Consider the following 15,968-nt stretch of genomic DNA (forward strand, 5'->3'; position numbering starts at 1 on the left):
AATCCTGTTACACAATCCGAAATGTTTCGGATTGTTGCATGTTTTGATCGCTTTCTAATTGTTATAGCCGGCATAGGCGACTAGGGTGCCTACCAACCGTTGTGACACGGGTGAGTGCTATGAGAACCTCTGCAGAATTCCATGCCATCATGATTGGAGCCAGCATCACTGCGTTTTTTTACGCGGCGATCAGCTATGCCCAATATGTCGGCCTGCTTGCTCAGGGCTGAGTCACGGCACGCTTAGGCATGCGCTTTGCGACGTGAATGATATTGTCGCATGTTCCCAATGCCAAAATCTGCCGTGCCAAGGCAAGGCAACAACCTCTGGCGCCGATCTCAAATCACTAGGGATATAGGGAAAAACATGGTCGGAGTGGAGAGATTCGAACTCCCGACCCTCTGGTCCCAAACCAGATGCGCTACCAGACTGCGCTACACTCCGAGCCGTTGTTGGCAGCGGGAATACACGCTTCCCCCTGCCCTAGCAACCCCATAAATCCACCTGGGCAGGCAGATTTCACAGACTTACTTCGCCTTTTTCGTTGTCGTGGCGCTGACGATACGATCGCCGGGGCGGATATTAAGCTTGCGGGCGGTGCCGGCGTTTATCTCGACCACATATCGGACCTCACCCATCGAATCGATGATGTCGCGGGAATAGGGCGTGGCATCTTCCTTGATATGGGTGATCACGCCCCTGTCGTCTGCAAAGAGCATGTCGAGAGGCAAGACGGTATTTTCCATCCACATGGTGACACGCCGCGGTACGCCGAAATCGAAGATCATGCCGGCGTCGTCAGCCATCGTCTTGCGGAACATCAGGCCGTAGGCGCGTTGGTCGCCGGTGGCAGCGATCTCTACGGTGAAGTGCAGCATTTTGCCCGCAGCCGTCTGGATGATCAGCGGTTCTCTATCGAAGTGCATGTCCTGCTGTGCAAATGCCGGCAGGGCAATCATGAAAAAAAGCGCCATTAAGGCGCTTCTCATCATCTCAACGGTAAACAGGCTGCGCATCAGTGAGACCGGCCAACCGGGCTCGGAACGTCAGGATGGATCTCGGCAGCCATCAGGCCCTTCTCGCCGTCGCCGAAGCGCACCAGCACCACCTGGCCAGGGCGCAGCTCGGTGAGGCCGAAGCGGCGGAGCGTTTCCATATGCACGAAGATGTCTTCCGTGCCCTCACCGCGCGTCAGGAAGCCGAAGCCCTTGGTGCGGTTGAACCACTTCACCAGGGCGCGCTCGAGGCCACTGGTTGCCGTGACCTGCACATGGGTGCGAACCGGAGGCATCTGCGAGGGATGGATCGCAGTCGATTGATCCATGGAGAGGATCTTGAAGGCTTGGAAGCCGCGTTCGCGGCGCTGGATAAGCGCGACGATGCGGGTGCCCTCAAGAATGGTCTGGTAGCCGTCACGTCTCAGGCAGGTTACGTGCAGCAGCACATCCTGCATGCCATTGTCGGGAACGATGAAGCCAAAGCCCTTGGCCACGTCGAACCATTTCACCACGCCGGTGATTTCAACGAGGTCAACCGGTTCCCCCGACAACTCCTCAAGGTCGGTAAAGCCATTCGATGAAATCCTGTCAGCCATGTCGCCAGCCCCTCAATACGCGTCACACTGTTACGGTTAACTGATTCTTGAAATCAAGATTAACATCTTGGTAACGGATAAGCGCAAGTCCTAGTTTTCGGTTATTCCCAACTGTACATTTTATAGCGATGACTTGCCCGAAACTGGCGTCTGTTACTCCAGATGGGCTAGCCTAAATAGAGAGAGGAAACACAATGCGTTATCTCCACACCATGGTTCGCGTCAAAGACCTCGACGCTTCCCTCCATTTTTACACCACACTCTTCGGACTCGAGGAAATCCGCCGCCATGAGAACGAGAAGGGCCGCTTCACGCTCGTTTTCCTGGCCGCTCGCGATGATCTCGACCGTGCCCGCAGCGAAAAAGCTCCTTGCCTGGAGCTCACTTATAACTGGGACACGGAAGATTATACCGGAGGACGCAATTTCGGTCACCTCGCCTATGAGGTGGATGACATCTACGCGATCTGCCAGAAATTGATGGACAATGGTATTACGATTAACCGCCCCCCGCGTGATGGTAACATGGCCTTCGTACGCTCGCCCGACGGCATCTCGATAGAGATCCTGCAGAAGGGCGAAAAACTGGCCCCGGCCGAACCCTGGCTGTCCATGGGCAATACCGGCGCCTGGTAAGCCAAGCTGCAGGCAAGCTTCACGAGGCATTCTCCGGTTCCATCGTAACGGAAGCGCGCTTTCGGGCGCCTTCCGCATTCACCGGAGATTTCTCGGTTGCCCAGAAACAACAAGCGGATTGCCCCTCCGAGCCGGCAGGCTGTCGGTGCTTTGCTGATCGCCAGCTCTATCCTGGCGCTTTCCGGCTGCGTCTCCGACAAGAAGGCGCTTGATTCGGCCGCCGTCGCCACACCGGCGGTGGAGGGACAGCCGGCGCCGAGGCTTGCAGCAGCAATGCCCGCCGCATCGTCCCCCGCGTCGAAACAGCTCTATCGCGATCCGATGCTGACCAATGTCTCCGGTGTCAATCCGCAGGCAGCAGTGCAGGATCCGAATGCGGCAACGGCCGCGCCGCCCGTCGATCCGTCCATGCAACAGCAGCAGCCGGCCAATATCGGTGGTCTCGTCATGCAGTCGACGCGAATCAATGCGCAGGCGATGAGCATCTTTTCCGATCATCAGCCGCTACCGCAGAACAATTCGACCTCGACGGTCATTCAGCCGCAGGGCGTGAACGCCTACGCACCGCAGAACGCTGGCCCAAGATCGAGCGTGTTCAGCGCGCCGCCCGAGCCACAACAAGGCGAGATGCTGCCGCAGCAATCATCACAGAATACCAGCACGAAGCTTGCACCTGATCAGACCGCCTCGCTTGCCGACGGAAGCATTCCGGGATCGACGATGAATGCGCTCTACAGCGCGCCGAAGCAGAACCTGCTCAGCAGCCTTTCCGGGCTTCTGCAGAAAGCATCGCTGCCCGGCATGACGCGCATCGCGCCAAACGGCCTGCATGTGCAGAACGACAGCGTCCAGGTCGGCTGCTTCAAGCCCGATCTCATGCGGGTCATCAAGACAGTCGAGACTCACTTCGGCAAGCCAGTTGTCGTCACGTCAGGCTACCGCGATCCGCAGCACAACCGTGAAGTCGGGGGCGCTGAGGAATCGATGCATAAGAGCTGCGAAGCCGCCGATATCCAGATCGACGGCATCAGCAAATGGGATATCGCCCAATATATCCGGTCGCTCCCGAACCGCGGCGGCGTCGGCACCTATTGCCACACGGATTCGGTCCATCTGGACACGGGCAATGCCCGCGACTGGAACTGGGGCTGCGGCCGTAAGAGCGCGCCGATTGCTTCGGCAAGGGCGATCTGACCTTCACTCCTCTGAAAGAGTAACGTTGGGGAAGCGGCCGGCACGAGATTTCCGGCGGCCGCTGCAGCTCTTTGATTCGCCTGCAATAATCTTCATTTTCCACAAGCGGAAACGGCTTGTCATTTTTTTGAAAAATTTCGAATTTGCCGCTTGCGGGATCGGAAGTGCCTGACTATAAGGGCGCCACCACAGCACGCGCCCTTCGTCTATCGGTTAGGACGACAGATTTTCATTCTGTAAAGAGGGGTTCGACTCCCCTAGGGCGTGCCACTTCCTCTTCCAATTCGACATTATTCTTATCGCTTGCGGAACGCGTTGTGCTTTCCTATTTGAACTAGAAGCCTGCGCCCTTCGTCTATCGGTTAGGACGACAAATTCTCATTCTGTAAAGAGGGGTTCGACTCCCCTAGGGCGTACCAAAAGCCACCGACCGAAATTTCACGAAGAACTAAATTTGTCCTGTCATATGGTGACCCACCGCTGCAGGCCAACAATTCACGCAGCGACAAGGTCTGGCGAAGACAATCATTCCCGTCCGCTTTCCACTTTTCCACAAGCCCAGAAAAAATCTGCATAATCCGGCGAAAAATTCTCATTTTGCCGCTTGCGGCGCAGAAAGGTGCTGACTATAAGGGCGCCACCACAGAGCACGCGCCCTTCGTCTATCGGTTAGGACGACAGATTTTCATTCTGTAAAGAGGGGTTCGACTCCCCTAGGGCGTGCCACTCTCCTTCATCATTTCCCTGTCTTTTCATAGAGTTCCGTTCGCGGATCCAACTGTGCTTGTCGCGCGAGTTGATGGGGCAAATGCAATGACATCACGCATCATACGCTGCCGTCTGCAGAACGAAGCTCGGCTCGTGAACTCGCTCCGCAATCTTGGGAAAACTCATTCTTTTCAACGATATGATCAGCCCAAAAATGGTTTTCGGTATTTACCGGGGATTAGCGGGCGGCGTCTAAGATCATCAAGGCATTTCTGCTGACACGGCACTCCAACATACTCCTGAGCGACAAGGGATTTTCGGATATGAGCCATACGGAAACGACCTATACCTCGTGGTTTGAGCGCATCAAAAGCGCGCTGATCGGCGCATTGGTCGGCCTTGTTCTGCTTATCGGATGTATCTGGCTGCTGATATGGAACGAAGGACGTGCGATCCAGACCTATCGCGCTCTGTCCGAAGGCGCGTCACAGGTGATTTCGGTCGATGGTGCGGCTATCAATTCGGCCAATGAAGGCAAGCTGGTCCATATCAGTGGCGCGGTGAAATCCGATCAGATCCCGCAGGATAGCCAATTCGGCGTCATCGCCGATGGGGCCGTCGGCCTTTCCCGTAGCGTCGCGATGTATCAGTGGGTGGAAAAGAGCGAGAGCCAGACCAAAAAGACATTGGGTGGCGGCGAAGAAACGACGACGACCTATTCCTACACCAAGGAATGGCGCTCGGACATCGTCGATTCGAGCCGCTTCAAGCAATCTGATGATCATCAAAATCCAACCAGCATGCCTGACGGCGCCACCTTCACGGCAAAAACGGCGCATGTCGGCGCCTTCTCGGTACCAGGCAAGGATGTGGCGGGGATCGGCGACTATTCGCGACTCGCGCTCACCGACAGCGACGTGCAGCGCATAGCGGTGCAGGTTGGCGCCAGCCGGCCGGCAAAGCGCAATTCCGAGGGTGCCTATATCGGTCTGAACGAAAACCTGCCCGACGTCGGCGATCTCAGGATCACCTACCAGAGAATCGACGTGGAAACGGCAAGCATCGTCGGCAAGCAGAGTCACAGCGCGCTCGTTCCCTACGAGACGACCAACCACCGCGATATTTTCCTTACCGCTGATGGCGATGTGGATGCCGGCCAGATGTTCAAAACGGCAGAGAGCGAAAACAGCATTATCACCTGGCTTGTGCGCGCCTGCGGCCTCATCGGCTTGTTCGTCAGTTTCAAGCTGATGTTCGCGCTCCTGCCCATCCTCGCCGACCTGATTCCGTTTCTCGGCTCGGTCATCGGCTTCGGCACGAGCATCGTGGCCTGCGTGTTGACACTGCTCGTCGGCCCTGTTGTCATCGCCATAGGCTGGTTCGCCTACAGGCCGCTGTTGTCCGTCGGAATCATTGCGGGCGGCATATTGCTTGCCGTGATCGTCACTCGCCTTCGCAGAAAAGCACCGCTTTCTCAGCCGCAGCCGGCCTGATCTCTTTCCAAGCCTAGCCCTTCAGCCAGTCACTTGGCCGGTGCGCCGTCGCTGATACGCAGCTGGATTCTGCGCGAGCCCTGATAGTGTTCGGCACCGAGCGAGCCTGCGACATGCAGGTTGGCGCCGCGAGAGTTGAGAAGCAGGTTGCCGAGCGGGGTCTCGGCAGCCCTGAAGGCTATGCCGTCGAGGCGCGCACCGTCCATGGCTTCCAGCGTCACCTTCACATGCCGCTCGCCGACCAGGCGGGAATCACGCACACGATGCGCCGGTATGGCAAAGACCGGCTGGGAATGTCCCGAGCCATAAGGCCCCGCCGTTTCCAGACGGTCGATAAGCTCGATCGTTGCGCCGCTTGCAGCGATAGCACCATCGATCTTCAGCGTTTCATTGGCAACAAGAGCCGATACCGTCTTCTGTGCTTTCTCGATGAAGAAGGCTCTCAGCAGGCCAAGCTTGCCGCGCTCGACGGTCAAGCCGGCAGCCATGGCGTGACCACCGCCTTTCACAAGCAGTCCCTCGTCGACCGCTGCACGCACCATCCTGCCCATGTCGAAGCCGTTGATCGAACGCCCCGAACCGGTGCCCCTGCCTGAGGGATCGAAGGCGATGGCGAAGGCGGGTCGCTTGAACCTCTCCTTCAGGCGCGCAGCAATGAGGCCGACAATACCGGGGTGCCATTTCTCATGCGCGGTGACGATAACGGAAGCCCCCTCGCCGTCTCCATACTCGGCCAGCGCTTCGGCCTCGGCCTCCTGCAGCATGATCGCTTCCATGGCTTGCCGCTCGCGGTTGAGCTCGTCCAGCCGCTGAGCGATGGCTTCGGCTTCTACGGCATCGTCCAGCGTCAGCAGGCGGCTTCCCAGCGCAGCATCACCGATTCGCCCGCCGGCATTGATGCGCGGGCCGATCAGGAAGCCGAAATGATAGGGCGTAACAGGACCTGCCAGGCCCGCCTTGCGGAATAGTGCCGCAAGACCGGCATTGCTCTGGTGGCGCGCCGCGACCAACCCCTTGACCACATAGGCGCGGTTGAGGCCCTTGAGGGGCACGACATCGCAGACGGTCGCGAGCGCCACTATATCCAGCCACTGCAGGAGATCGATCGCGAGAATGCGCTTGTCTCCAGCCTCGCGCAGCAGGCGCAGCGTTGCAACCAGCACCATGAAGACGACACCGGCCGCACAAAGATGCCCTAGGCCGGAAAGATCGTCTTCGCGGTTTGGGTTGACGAGGGAGTGGCAAGGCGGCAGCTCGTGTGTCACCTGGTGGTGATCGATGACGACGACATCGATGTTGCGGTCCGCGGCAGCCGCCAGCGCCTCATGACTGGTGGAGCCGCAATCGACCGTGACGATGAGGCTAGCGCCGTTGTCGATCAACTGATTGATGGCCGTCGGGTTAGGCCCGTAACCTTCGAAGATGCGATCGGGAATATAGATATGCGCCTTGACGCCGAAATGGGTCAGGAAGCGATACATGAGCGCGGAGGAGGCTGCACCATCGACATCGTAGTCACCGAAGATCGCGACGGGCTCGCCGTCACGGATCGCAGCGGCAAGGCGCTTGGCGGCCTTCTCGCAGTCCGTCAGCTTGTAGGGGTCTGGCATGAGGCTGCGGATGGTGGGATCGAGGAATTCGACTGCCTCATCCACCGTCACGCCGCGGCCGGCAAGCACACGTGCGATCAGATCCGGCAGGCCGTGCATCTGCGACATGGCGAGCGCGCGGTTCTGCCCCGCCTGATCGAGGCGTGAAACCCAGCGATTGTCGAGAACCGATTTTTCGACGCCCAGGAAGGCACGCGGTACCGGATCGACCTGATCTGCCATGCCAAACTCCGCTTTCATCATCTGCCCTTTTTACAGATGCAGGGCAGATAGCAAAGCGGTGATTTCAAGCCTGTGGATTACCAGAAAATTGCCCAGATAACCAAGCCGATAACAAGCAGCAGGACGAAGAGGATCGAAAGCAGGATCAGGAGCGTGGCCCAATTCCGCCCTCGCGGCGCCTCCCGCTCGAAGGCAGCTCCAGGCGCCGTAGGGTCAGATTTCTGCAAGCCCGCCTGAGGGTTTTCGATCTCCGTCCGAACATGATCATGCGTATGCTCGATATTCCTCAACCCGCGACTCCAACGGCTCCCAGGTTGATTATATCTATATCTACATATCTGTTAATATAAATTCGGCGAAATGCTTTGATTAATAACAGAAAACCCGTCCGAGCGACCTCGGACGGGTTGAACCGCTCCAAATTGGAACAAAGCGTCAGGATTCTTCCTTGGGACGCTCGATGCGGATCACCTGCGGCTCGCCGACGAGGTAGCCTTCTTCCTTGATCGCCGCGACCGCCTTGCGCACCGAATCCTCCATGGTCGCATGGGTGACAAGGATGATCGTCTGGTGGTGCGAGGGCGCCAGATGCTGCTTGGAACGCTGGACGATCGATTCCAGCGAAATTTGGTTTTCCGCCATGCGCGTGGCGACGCTGGCAAAAACGCCGGTGCGGTCGAGAACGGTCAGGCGGATGAAATAGCCGCCCTCATGGCTCTGGATCTGCGCCTTGCGGTAAGTCTCAAGCGACTTGGCAGGATGGCCGAGAACGGGAACGCGCTGGGCGCCCGGCTGGCTCTTGGCGATGTCGGCGATATCGCCGAGCACCGAAGAGGCCGTGGCGTTGCCGCCGGCGCCGGGGCCGACCATCAGCAATTCGCCGAGGATATCGGATTCGATTGCGACCGCATTGGTAACGCCATCGACCTGGGCGATGACGGAATCGACCGGCACCATGGTCGGATGCACGCGCTGTTCGATGCCGGTATCCGTGCGTTGGGCGACGCCGAGCAGCTTGATGCGGTAGCCAAGGTCGGCTGCGGCGTGGATATCGTCGATCGAGATATTGGTGATGCCTTCGAGATAGATATCGTCGGCGGCGATCCTGTTGCCAAAGGCAAGCGTCGTCAGGATCGAAAGCTTGTGGGCGGTGTCATTGCCTTCGATGTCGAAAGCCGGATCGGCTTCGGCATAACCGAGGCGCTGAGCTTCCTTCAGGCAATCGGCAAAGGACAGGCCTTCCTTCTCCATCTTGGTGAGGATGTAGTTGCAGGTGCCGTTCATGATGCCGTAGACGCGCGAGATCGTGTTGCCTGTCAGGGATTCACGCAGCGCCTTGATGACAGGGATGCCGCCGGCAACGGCCGCTTCGAAGTTCAGGAGCGAGCCCTTCTCCTCCGCAATCGTCGCAAGCTCGACGCCGTGATAGGCAAGCAGCGCCTTGTTGGCGGTCACCACATGGAGACCACGGGAAAGAGCGGCGCGAACAGCGGTATTTGCAGCCCCTTCAGCACCGCCGATCAGCTCGACGAACACGTCGATATCGGCCTTTTCGGCCAGTTCTTCCGGGCGTTCGTACCAGGTGATGCCGGTCAGATCGATGCCACGGTCCTTCGAGCGATCACGCGCCGAAACTGCCGTAATCGTAATCGGTCGTCCGCAGGTGACTGCAAGTTCATTGCTTTTCTGCCTGATGATGCGAACAAGCGAGGCACCAACGGTGCCCAAGCCCGCAATGCCGATTTTGAGGGCATCTGCCATGGATCGATCCTGAAATGTCTAGTGAGAGACAGCCGCAAATCTGCGGCTGTCTTCGAGGTTGGAATTAACGGTGGGCGTTGAGCGAGATGACGTTGTGCATCGTCTCGTCCGCCGTCGACATGAACTTCTTGATGTTGCGCGCAGCCTGCCGGATGCGGTGTTCGTTCTCGACAAGCGCCAAACGGACGTAGTCGTCGCCCTGTTCGCCGAAGCCGATGCCCGGGGCAACGGCAACATCGGCCTTCTCGACCAGAAGCTTCGAGAATTCCAGCGAGCCGAGATGACGGAACTTTTCCGGGATCTTCGCCCAGGCGAACATGGTGGCAGCCGGCGGCGGCACTTCGAAGCCGGCCTTGCCGAAGCTTTCGACCATGACGTCGCGGCGGCGCTTGTAGACGTTGCGTACCTCCGCAATGTCGGAGCCGTCGCCATTCAGGGCATGGGTTGCGGCAACCTGGATCGGCGTGAAGGCGCCGTAATCGAGGTAGGACTTGACACGCGTCAGCGCCGCGATCAGCCGCTCATTGCCGACCGCAAAGCCCATACGCCAGCCCGGCATGGAAAAGGTCTTGGACATGGAGGTGAATTCGACCGTCACATCCATTGCTCCCGGAACCTGCAGAACCGACGGTGGCGGCTCGCCATCGAAATAGATTTCCGAATAGGCAAGGTCCGACAGCACGATGATGTCATGCTTCTTGGCGAAGGCGATGACATCTTTGTAGAAGTCGAGCGTCGCCACGAAGGCCGTCGGGTTCGACGGGTAATTCAGGATCAGCGCCAGCGGCTTCGGGATCGAGTGGCGAACGGCGCGTTCCAGCGGCGGGAAGAAGCTCTCGTCCGGCTCGACCGACATGGAGCGGATCACACCGCCGGCCATCAGGAAGCCGAAGGCATGGATCGGATAGGTCGGGTTCGGGCAGAGGATGACGTCACCCGGCGCGGTGATGGCCTGCGCCATGTTGGCGAAGCCTTCCTTGGAGCCGAGGGTGGCGACCACTTGCGTGTCCGGGTTCAGCTTCACGCCGAATCGACGGGCGTAATAGGCAGCCTGCGCGCGGCGCAGACCGGGAATGCCCTTTGAAGACGAATAGCGATGGGTGCGCGGGTCCTGAACGACCTCGCAGAGCTTGTCGACGATCGCCTGAGGGGTCGGAAGATCAGGGTTTCCCATGCCGAGATCGATGATATCGGCCCCGCCCGCTCGCGCGCTCGCTTTCAAACGGTTGACCTGTTCGAAAACGTAAGGCGGCAAACGCCGGACTTTGTGAAACTCTTCCATCTCTTTCCCCATGGAAATGCGGCCAACGTGACCGCTGTCGAAGCTCGTTCCGTCTCCCGGCATCTGCGATACGAGCTTCAAACTCGCAGCGCCGTATTCCTCTTCAACTTAACTGCGCGGCAAATCTTTGACGGAGAAGCCGCGCACGAAGCGCATTATCGGGAAAATTGCGTCTTCCGATCCATCCGGAAGGCTTTGCGTCCAAATCGCCTTAAAGGCAAGGCTTATTTGGTGATTTCGGAGAGCGTCGCGGCCCCGTGGTCGGCGGCAAGCGCGCGCATCTCGGCGACGCGACGCTGGTACTCCGCTTCCGAGATTGCGCCCGACTGCCGCTTGGCGGTCAGGGCCGTCAGCTGGTGCTGAAGCTCGGCCGCCTGTTCGTCGCTCATCTGCACATTGGCGGCCGTCAGCGGCGCACCGAACGACGGATAGCCGTCCGGGCTTTTGGTAAGGCCGCCTTCAACGGGTTCGCCCTTGGAGGCCGGCATCACGACTGCCGTCGGCGCTGCCATGCGCTGGGCAAAAGCCTTCTTCTCCTCAGCGGTCTTGTTGCATCCGGCAAGCGCAATGGCCATGGCCGCGGCCGCCGCGCAGATTGCTGCGGTGCGGGTGAAGGTCGCGATATGCCCAATGCCTGTCGTCGTCATGCCTGATGATCCAATCCTGCCTGCTTCGACTGTTAAATTCGTCGCAGCGACAAAGCAATAGCATGAGAGCAGGCGCGCGGAACTTGTTTTCTTCAATGCAGCAGATGTACAACGAATGAACAGTGGATGCTGCCGCCGGAGGAAGTGCGTGACCGACAGCAAGCGGGAGAATGGTGCAAAGGTGGATTTCGACGCCAAGGATCTCGATCCCTATCTCCTGAAGGATCCCGAGGCCATGGCGATGAACTTCGCCCGTGCGCTCGAAAACCTGGGCACGGCAGCTTCGGCGTGGCTCGGCCCGCGTGAGCGCGGCGAAATCTCCGACACGGTCGTCGAACCCGTCACCGATATGGTGAAGACGCTCTCCAAGGTGACGGAATACTGGATTTCTGATCCGCGCCGAACCTTCGAGGCGCAGACACAGCTGATGAGCTCGTTCTTCGGCATATGGATGAACTCCATGCAGAGGATGCAGGGCAGCCCGCTGGGAGCGGAACCGATCGCACGGGTGGATAAGCGTTTCGCCGACGAAGACTGGCAGAAGAATCCCTTCTTCGAATTTTTAAAGCAGATCTATTTCGTGACCGCCGACTGGGCCGAAAAGCTGGTTGCCGAGACCGAAGGGCTGGACGAGCACACCAAGCACAAGGCCGGCTTCTATGTGAAGCAGATTACGGCAGCGCTCTCGCCCACCAATTTTGTGGTCACCAATCCGCAGGTCTACCGTGAGACGATCGCAACGAGCGGCGAAAACCTCGTGCGCGGCATGAGGATGCTGACCGAGGATATCATTGCCGGTCGCGGCGAACTGCGCATGCGCCAGACCGACATGACCAAATTCGCCGTCGGCCGCGACATGGCGCTGACACCGGGCAAGGTGATCGCCCAGAACGAAATCTGCCAAATCATCCAATACGAGCCATCGACGGAAACCGTGCTCAAGCGGCCACTGCTGATTTGCCCGCCGTGGATCAACAAATTCTACATCCTCGATCTCAACCCGCAGAAATCCTTCATCAAGTGGTGCGTGGACCAGGGACATACGGTCTTCGTCATCTCCTGGGTCAACCCGGATAGCCGCCATGCGCTGAAGGACTGGACGGCTTACGCAAGGGAAGGCGTCGATTTCGCACTGGAAACGGTCGAGAAGGCAACCGGCGAGAAGGAAGTCAACGCCATCGGCTATTGCGTCGGCGGCACGCTGCTTGCCGCAACCCTTGCCCTGCACGCCAAGGAAAGGAACAAGCGCATCAAGAGTGCAACGCTCTTCACCACCCAGGTCGATTTTACCCATGCCGGCGACCTGAAGGTCTTTGTCGACGAGGAGCAGCTTCAGGCGCTGGAAGCGCATATGCAGGCGCTCGGCTATCTCGACGGCTCGCGCATGTCGACAGCCTTCAACATGCTCAGGGCGAGCGAGCTCATCTGGCCCTATTTCGTCAACAACTACCTGAAGGGCCAGGAGCCCCTGCCCTTCGACCTGCTGTTCTGGAATGCCGATTCGACCCGCATGGCTGCGGCCAATCATGCCTTCTACCTGCGCAACTGCTATCTCAGGAATGCGCTGACCAAGGATGAGATGGTCCTCGACGGCAAGACCTTGTCGCTGAAGGACATCAAGATACCCATCTATAATCTCGCGACCCGCGAGGATCACATCGCGCCGGCGAATTCCGTCTTCCTCGGCAGCCAATTCTTCGGCGGCAAGGTGCAGTTCGTCGTCGCTGGCTCAGGCCATATTGCTGGCGTCGTCAATCCACCGGACAAGCATAAGTATCAGTTCTGGACCGGCGGCCCCGCCAAGGGCGACTATGATGCATGGCTTGCCAAGGCAAAGGAGACGAGGGGTTCCTGGTGGCCGCACTGGCATGCGTGGATCGAGGCGCAAACCGGCGAGCGTGTGGCTGCCCGCAAGGCGGGTGGAGCAGCACTCAATGCGATCGAGGAAGCTCCCGGCAGCTATGTGATGGCGCGCAGCTGAAAACAGAAAAATTTCCCGCCGCCTGCCCGCCCTCACCGAGCGGCGACATACCGATCGCGGCAAGCCTTTGAAAAATAGCTTTTTCTAAAATAATACGTCTCTTTTCGCGACAATCGAAGCAGAACTCCACGTCCGTAAACCAATTGGAAACCATAGTTCGTCATCCTTAAGAAACGGTCGCTTGTCGCGAATGGGCCAAAATTCGGCCTTTTTGGGCAGTTAGCGGCTCCGACAAAGATCAGTAAGTCAGTGCTGCCGGCCTGTGTAGCGCGTTTTGGAAGACGAGTAGAGTATGGCGTTTGCGGTAGGGACGTTCAATAACGTCGCCCCTTTTGGCGGATCCGCTGTTCGTTCGGGCAGATCCCGTGGTTTACTCACCGGCATCGCAATAGCCGGACTTTTGACCTCCACGTGGCTTATCGGCACGGTTGCAACAATGCAATCCGTATCGATGCCCTTCTCCTCACCGAAGGAGATCGCTTCGGTCACAGCAGCACCAAGGCCAACGCCTGTTGCCGTCACGCATGAGCGGCTTATCCATGTCAACAAGGCTTCGCGGCTTGCAGCATTCGATGCCAAGCCGGTCATGCCGTTGACGGCTCAGATTATCCAGTCTCACGCGGAGAAGACCTCGGCGGCATCGAGCGCAAAGCTCGCGTTCGCCAAGAGCAATCGCCTCCCCGTTGCCGTCGCGGAACTTCAGCCGGTGGCCGTCTCCGACAATCCGCGCTTCAACAAGGAAGACACCGTCAAGGCGGTGGCAGCGGTCGTTCAAACCGCCGCCGCCACGCCTGCCGAGGATGACGCCGACCGGATCATCATCCCGTCGAAGGACGCAGTCGCTGCAGCCGAAATGCCGGCTATGCTCGCTCTAGCCGACGCTGGCCCACGCGTCATGCCCGCTCCCGTCGAACTGCCGCCGGCGATCCCCGCTGCTCTCGCCGCCAACAAGCCGGCCGAGATGGAGGTTGCCGAAGCAGACGATGGTGCGCGGCCTTTCGATCTGGTTCTCACCCCAGATGAGGATTCCGTACCGCTGCCGATGGCGCGGCCCGATGGCCTCGTCGGCAAGCCGGCGCCTGTCTCCAAGGGTTCGCAGCGTACTGCCGAGCCTGTGCTTGCCTATGCCAAGCCGAACTCGCCGATCGAAGATGACGAAGACGATGCGGTGCCGCGCTATGACAAGCCGGTCTTTACGCCGCGCTTGCGCGCTGGTGTGGCGATCTACGACATTGAAAACGCTACCGTCTACCTGCCGAACGGCGAGCGGCTGGAGGCCCATTCCGGTCTCGGCAAGATGCGCGACAACCCGCGTTATATTGATCAGAAAATGCGCGGACCGACGCCGCCGCACACCTATAACCTAACGATGCGCGAAGCCCTGTTCCATGGCGTGGCGGCCATTCGCCTGACGCCGGTGCAGGGTTCGGACGCCATTTTCAACCGTGTCGGTCTGTTGGCGCATACTTATATGCTCGGCAGGAACGGCGATTCCAACGGCTGCGTTTCCTTTAGGGATTACAAGCGCTTCCTGGCTGCCTACAAGCGTGGAGACATCCGGCAGCTCGTCGTCGTGCCGCGGATGAACAACAAGCCGGCCTCGACACTCGCCTCGCTCTTCTCCTCACGCACCTAGAGCCTTTCCTGGTCAGATTGCAGCATTCTGTTGGCTCAAACGGAGCCGGATGGTCGACCGGCCGGCGCGCGTCGTAGCCCAGATCTACGGCCAAGCCGGCCGGTCGATCAGGCGACCCGTTTCAGCCAACCCGAAGGGCCGGGCATCTTTCCGCCAGGATCAAAGGCGATCGGCTCGGACGTACCTAGGGGTATGCCCTTCGCCAATCGCCTTTGCCCTGACGAAAACCTGCTCCGGCAGAATGCTGCAATCTGACCGAGAAAGGCTCTAAAGATTGGCCGCGAGGAAATCGGCGAGCGACCGGCTCTCCGCCGTGAGGCGCATCTTTCCCCTGACGAGTGCGAGTTCGGATGCCGGCTGCGGATCGAACCCGTCTGCTGCTCCAAGCCGGCGATGTTCAGGCAGGACGGCATCCGACGGCAGCAGGCTGATGCCGAGGCCTGAGGCGACCGCCGCCTGAACGCCCATCAAACCCTGGCTCGTATAGGCGATGCGCCAGCGCCATCCGCTGCGCTCGATGAAGCGGATCGCCCGTTCACGGTAGATGCAGCCGACAGGAAAAACAGCAAGCGGGACCGGCTCATTCCTCACCGACCGGCGCGTGCTCTCGACCCAGATCAGTTCCTCCTTCCAACTCGCCAGACAGGCACCATCACCGGGTTCCCGCTTGATCAGTGCCAGATCGATTTCGCCCGTATCGAGAAGGCGGCGAAGCTCGACGCTCCAGCCGCTGACGGTGTCGAGCCTAATATGCGGTGAGGCAGCGGAAAAACCGGAGAGAAGATCGATGAGCCTGCGACCGGCAAAATCCTCGGGAACGCCGAGCCTGACGGTCTTGGGCGCAGCGGGCTTGCGCATGACGTCCATTGCCTCTTCTGCCGTCGCCAACAGACGTCGGGCATAACTCAAGAGAATTTCGCCCTCCTCCGTCGTCTGGATACCACCCGTCGATTTGTCGCGCAGAAGCAGGGTGTGGCCGATATTGGCCTCGAGCTTCTTGATCTGCTGGCTGACGGTGGACTGGGTCAGGTGAACACGCTCAGCCGCCCGCGTGAAGCCGCCGGCATCGACGACCGCTGCGAAGGTCCGGAGAAGATCAAGGTCAAAGGCGAAGCTCATTCGATTTTCCACTGTCTATAATTATAATATTTAATTTCTCAATGACTCCGTTCTTTGTCAACATGAGGCAAATCATGGAGATGAGA

At 59.1% G+C, this 15,968-nt stretch carries 12 protein-coding genes and 4 tRNA genes; 8 read left to right on the forward strand and 8 right to left on the reverse strand.

Features of this window, described 5'->3' with window-relative positions; all coding sequences use genetic code 11:
- Nucleotides 1-367 precede the first annotated feature (367 nt).
- The 3 genes from ACR9ZQ_RS16750 to ACR9ZQ_RS16760 form a co-directional block, all read right to left on the reverse strand.
- Nucleotides 368-444, reverse strand: a tRNA-Pro gene (locus tag ACR9ZQ_RS16750).
- A gap of 83 nt (nucleotides 445-527) precedes the next feature.
- On the reverse strand, nucleotides 528-1,016 hold the full coding sequence (locus tag ACR9ZQ_RS16755) for a DUF192 domain-containing protein (RefSeq protein ID WP_310383284.1): 489 nt from the start codon (nucleotides 1,014-1,016) through the stop codon (nucleotides 528-530).
- Nucleotides 1,016-1,594, reverse strand: a complete 579-nt coding sequence (locus ACR9ZQ_RS16760) for a cold-shock protein (RefSeq protein ID WP_007827433.1) — start codon at nucleotides 1,592-1,594, stop codon at nucleotides 1,016-1,018. The genes ACR9ZQ_RS16755 and ACR9ZQ_RS16760 overlap by 1 nt, the downstream gene beginning before the upstream one ends.
- 194 nt (nucleotides 1,595-1,788) lie before the next feature.
- On the opposite strand from ACR9ZQ_RS16760, the gene gloA reads away from it, so the two are divergent.
- From gloA to ACR9ZQ_RS16790, 6 genes are all read left to right on the forward strand, one after another.
- A complete protein-coding gene (gene gloA, locus ACR9ZQ_RS16765) occupies nucleotides 1,789-2,229 on the forward strand; it encodes a lactoylglutathione lyase (RefSeq protein WP_112545722.1) in 441 nt (146 codons plus the stop codon).
- A gap of 96 nt (nucleotides 2,230-2,325) precedes the next feature.
- Nucleotides 2,326-3,423, forward strand: a complete 1,098-nt coding sequence (locus ACR9ZQ_RS16770; protein ID WP_310383281.1) for a YcbK family protein — start codon at nucleotides 2,326-2,328, stop codon at nucleotides 3,421-3,423.
- A gap of 195 nt (nucleotides 3,424-3,618) precedes the next feature.
- Nucleotides 3,619-3,693 (forward strand) — tRNA-Glu (locus ACR9ZQ_RS16775).
- A gap of 74 nt (nucleotides 3,694-3,767) precedes the next feature.
- Nucleotides 3,768-3,842: transfer RNA gene (locus ACR9ZQ_RS16780), tRNA-Glu, on the forward strand.
- 232 nt (nucleotides 3,843-4,074) lie between these two features.
- Nucleotides 4,075-4,149: transfer RNA gene (locus tag ACR9ZQ_RS16785), tRNA-Glu, on the forward strand.
- A gap of 305 nt (nucleotides 4,150-4,454) precedes the next feature.
- Nucleotides 4,455-5,624, forward strand: a complete 1,170-nt coding sequence (locus tag ACR9ZQ_RS16790; protein WP_481428334.1) for a TMEM43 family protein — start codon at nucleotides 4,455-4,457, stop codon at nucleotides 5,622-5,624.
- A 29-nt stretch (nucleotides 5,625-5,653) separates the two neighbouring features.
- Here ACR9ZQ_RS16790 and recJ read toward each other — a convergent pair whose 3' ends face one another.
- The 4 genes from recJ to ACR9ZQ_RS16810 form a co-directional block, all read right to left on the reverse strand.
- Entirely contained in the window at nucleotides 5,654-7,456 is a 1,803-nt protein-coding gene (recJ, locus tag ACR9ZQ_RS16795) for a single-stranded-DNA-specific exonuclease RecJ (protein ID WP_310383255.1), read from the reverse strand.
- Between the two features lie 435 nt (nucleotides 7,457-7,891).
- Entirely contained in the window at nucleotides 7,892-9,217 is a 1,326-nt protein-coding gene (locus ACR9ZQ_RS16800; protein ID WP_310383253.1) for a homoserine dehydrogenase, read from the reverse strand.
- 64 nt (nucleotides 9,218-9,281) lie between these two features.
- Nucleotides 9,282-10,499 carry an LL-diaminopimelate aminotransferase gene (locus tag ACR9ZQ_RS16805; RefSeq protein WP_007825161.1) on the reverse strand — a complete coding sequence of 406 codons (1,218 nt, stop codon included), beginning with the start codon at nucleotides 10,497-10,499 and terminating at the stop codon, nucleotides 9,282-9,284.
- 224 nt (nucleotides 10,500-10,723) lie between these two features.
- A complete protein-coding gene (locus ACR9ZQ_RS16810) occupies nucleotides 10,724-11,146 on the reverse strand; it encodes a hypothetical protein (protein ID WP_113322389.1) in 423 nt (140 codons plus the stop codon).
- Nucleotides 11,147-11,294: 148 nt separating this feature from the next.
- Here ACR9ZQ_RS16810 and phaC point away from each other — a divergent pair, with 148 nt between their 5' ends.
- Both phaC and ACR9ZQ_RS16820 read left to right on the forward strand, forming a co-directional pair.
- The gene (gene phaC / locus ACR9ZQ_RS16815) at nucleotides 11,295-13,127 is read left to right on the forward strand and encodes a class I poly(R)-hydroxyalkanoic acid synthase (RefSeq protein WP_481428335.1); all 1,833 of its coding nucleotides are present in this window, start codon (nucleotides 11,295-11,297) and stop codon (nucleotides 13,125-13,127) included.
- Between the two features lie 292 nt (nucleotides 13,128-13,419).
- A complete protein-coding gene (locus ACR9ZQ_RS16820) occupies nucleotides 13,420-14,763 on the forward strand; it encodes a DUF2778 domain-containing protein (RefSeq protein WP_481428336.1) in 1,344 nt (447 codons plus the stop codon).
- Between the two features lie 267 nt (nucleotides 14,764-15,030).
- On the opposite strand, the gene ACR9ZQ_RS16825 is transcribed toward ACR9ZQ_RS16820, so the two are convergent.
- Nucleotides 15,031-15,882: a LysR substrate-binding domain-containing protein gene (locus ACR9ZQ_RS16825; protein ID WP_477921518.1), complete on the reverse strand. Its 852-nt coding sequence runs from the start codon at nucleotides 15,880-15,882 to the stop codon at nucleotides 15,031-15,033.
- Nucleotides 15,883-15,968: the final 86 nt, after the last annotated feature.

The organism is Rhizobium sp. KNZ14-9A, from assembly GCF_056755015.1.

Coding starts and splice junctions, on each gene's coding strand:
- ACR9ZQ_RS16800 (WP_310383253.1), bottom strand. CDS start 9,217: ATGGCAGATGCCCTCAAAATCGGCATTGCGGGCTTGGGCACCGTTGGT.
- ACR9ZQ_RS16810 (WP_113322389.1), bottom strand. CDS start 11,146: ATGACGACGACAGGCATTGGGCATATCGCGACCTTCACCCGCACCGCA.
- gloA (WP_112545722.1), top strand. CDS start 1,789: ATGCGTTATCTCCACACCATGGTTCGCGTCAAAGACCTCGACGCTTCC.
- ACR9ZQ_RS16825 (WP_477921518.1), bottom strand. CDS start 15,882: ATGAGCTTCGCCTTTGACCTTGATCTTCTCCGGACCTTCGCAGCGGTC.
- ACR9ZQ_RS16805 (WP_007825161.1), bottom strand. CDS start 10,499: ATGGAAGAGTTTCACAAAGTCCGGCGTTTGCCGCCTTACGTTTTCGAA.
- ACR9ZQ_RS16820 (WP_481428336.1), top strand. CDS start 13,420: ATGGCGTTTGCGGTAGGGACGTTCAATAACGTCGCCCCTTTTGGCGGA.
- ACR9ZQ_RS16790 (WP_481428334.1), top strand. CDS start 4,455: ATGAGCCATACGGAAACGACCTATACCTCGTGGTTTGAGCGCATCAAA.
- ACR9ZQ_RS16755 (WP_310383284.1), bottom strand. CDS start 1,016: ATGCGCAGCCTGTTTACCGTTGAGATGATGAGAAGCGCCTTAATGGCG.
- recJ (WP_310383255.1), bottom strand. CDS start 7,456: ATGGCAGATCAGGTCGATCCGGTACCGCGTGCCTTCCTGGGCGTCGAA.
- ACR9ZQ_RS16760 (WP_007827433.1), bottom strand. CDS start 1,594: ATGGCTGACAGGATTTCATCGAATGGCTTTACCGACCTTGAGGAGTTG.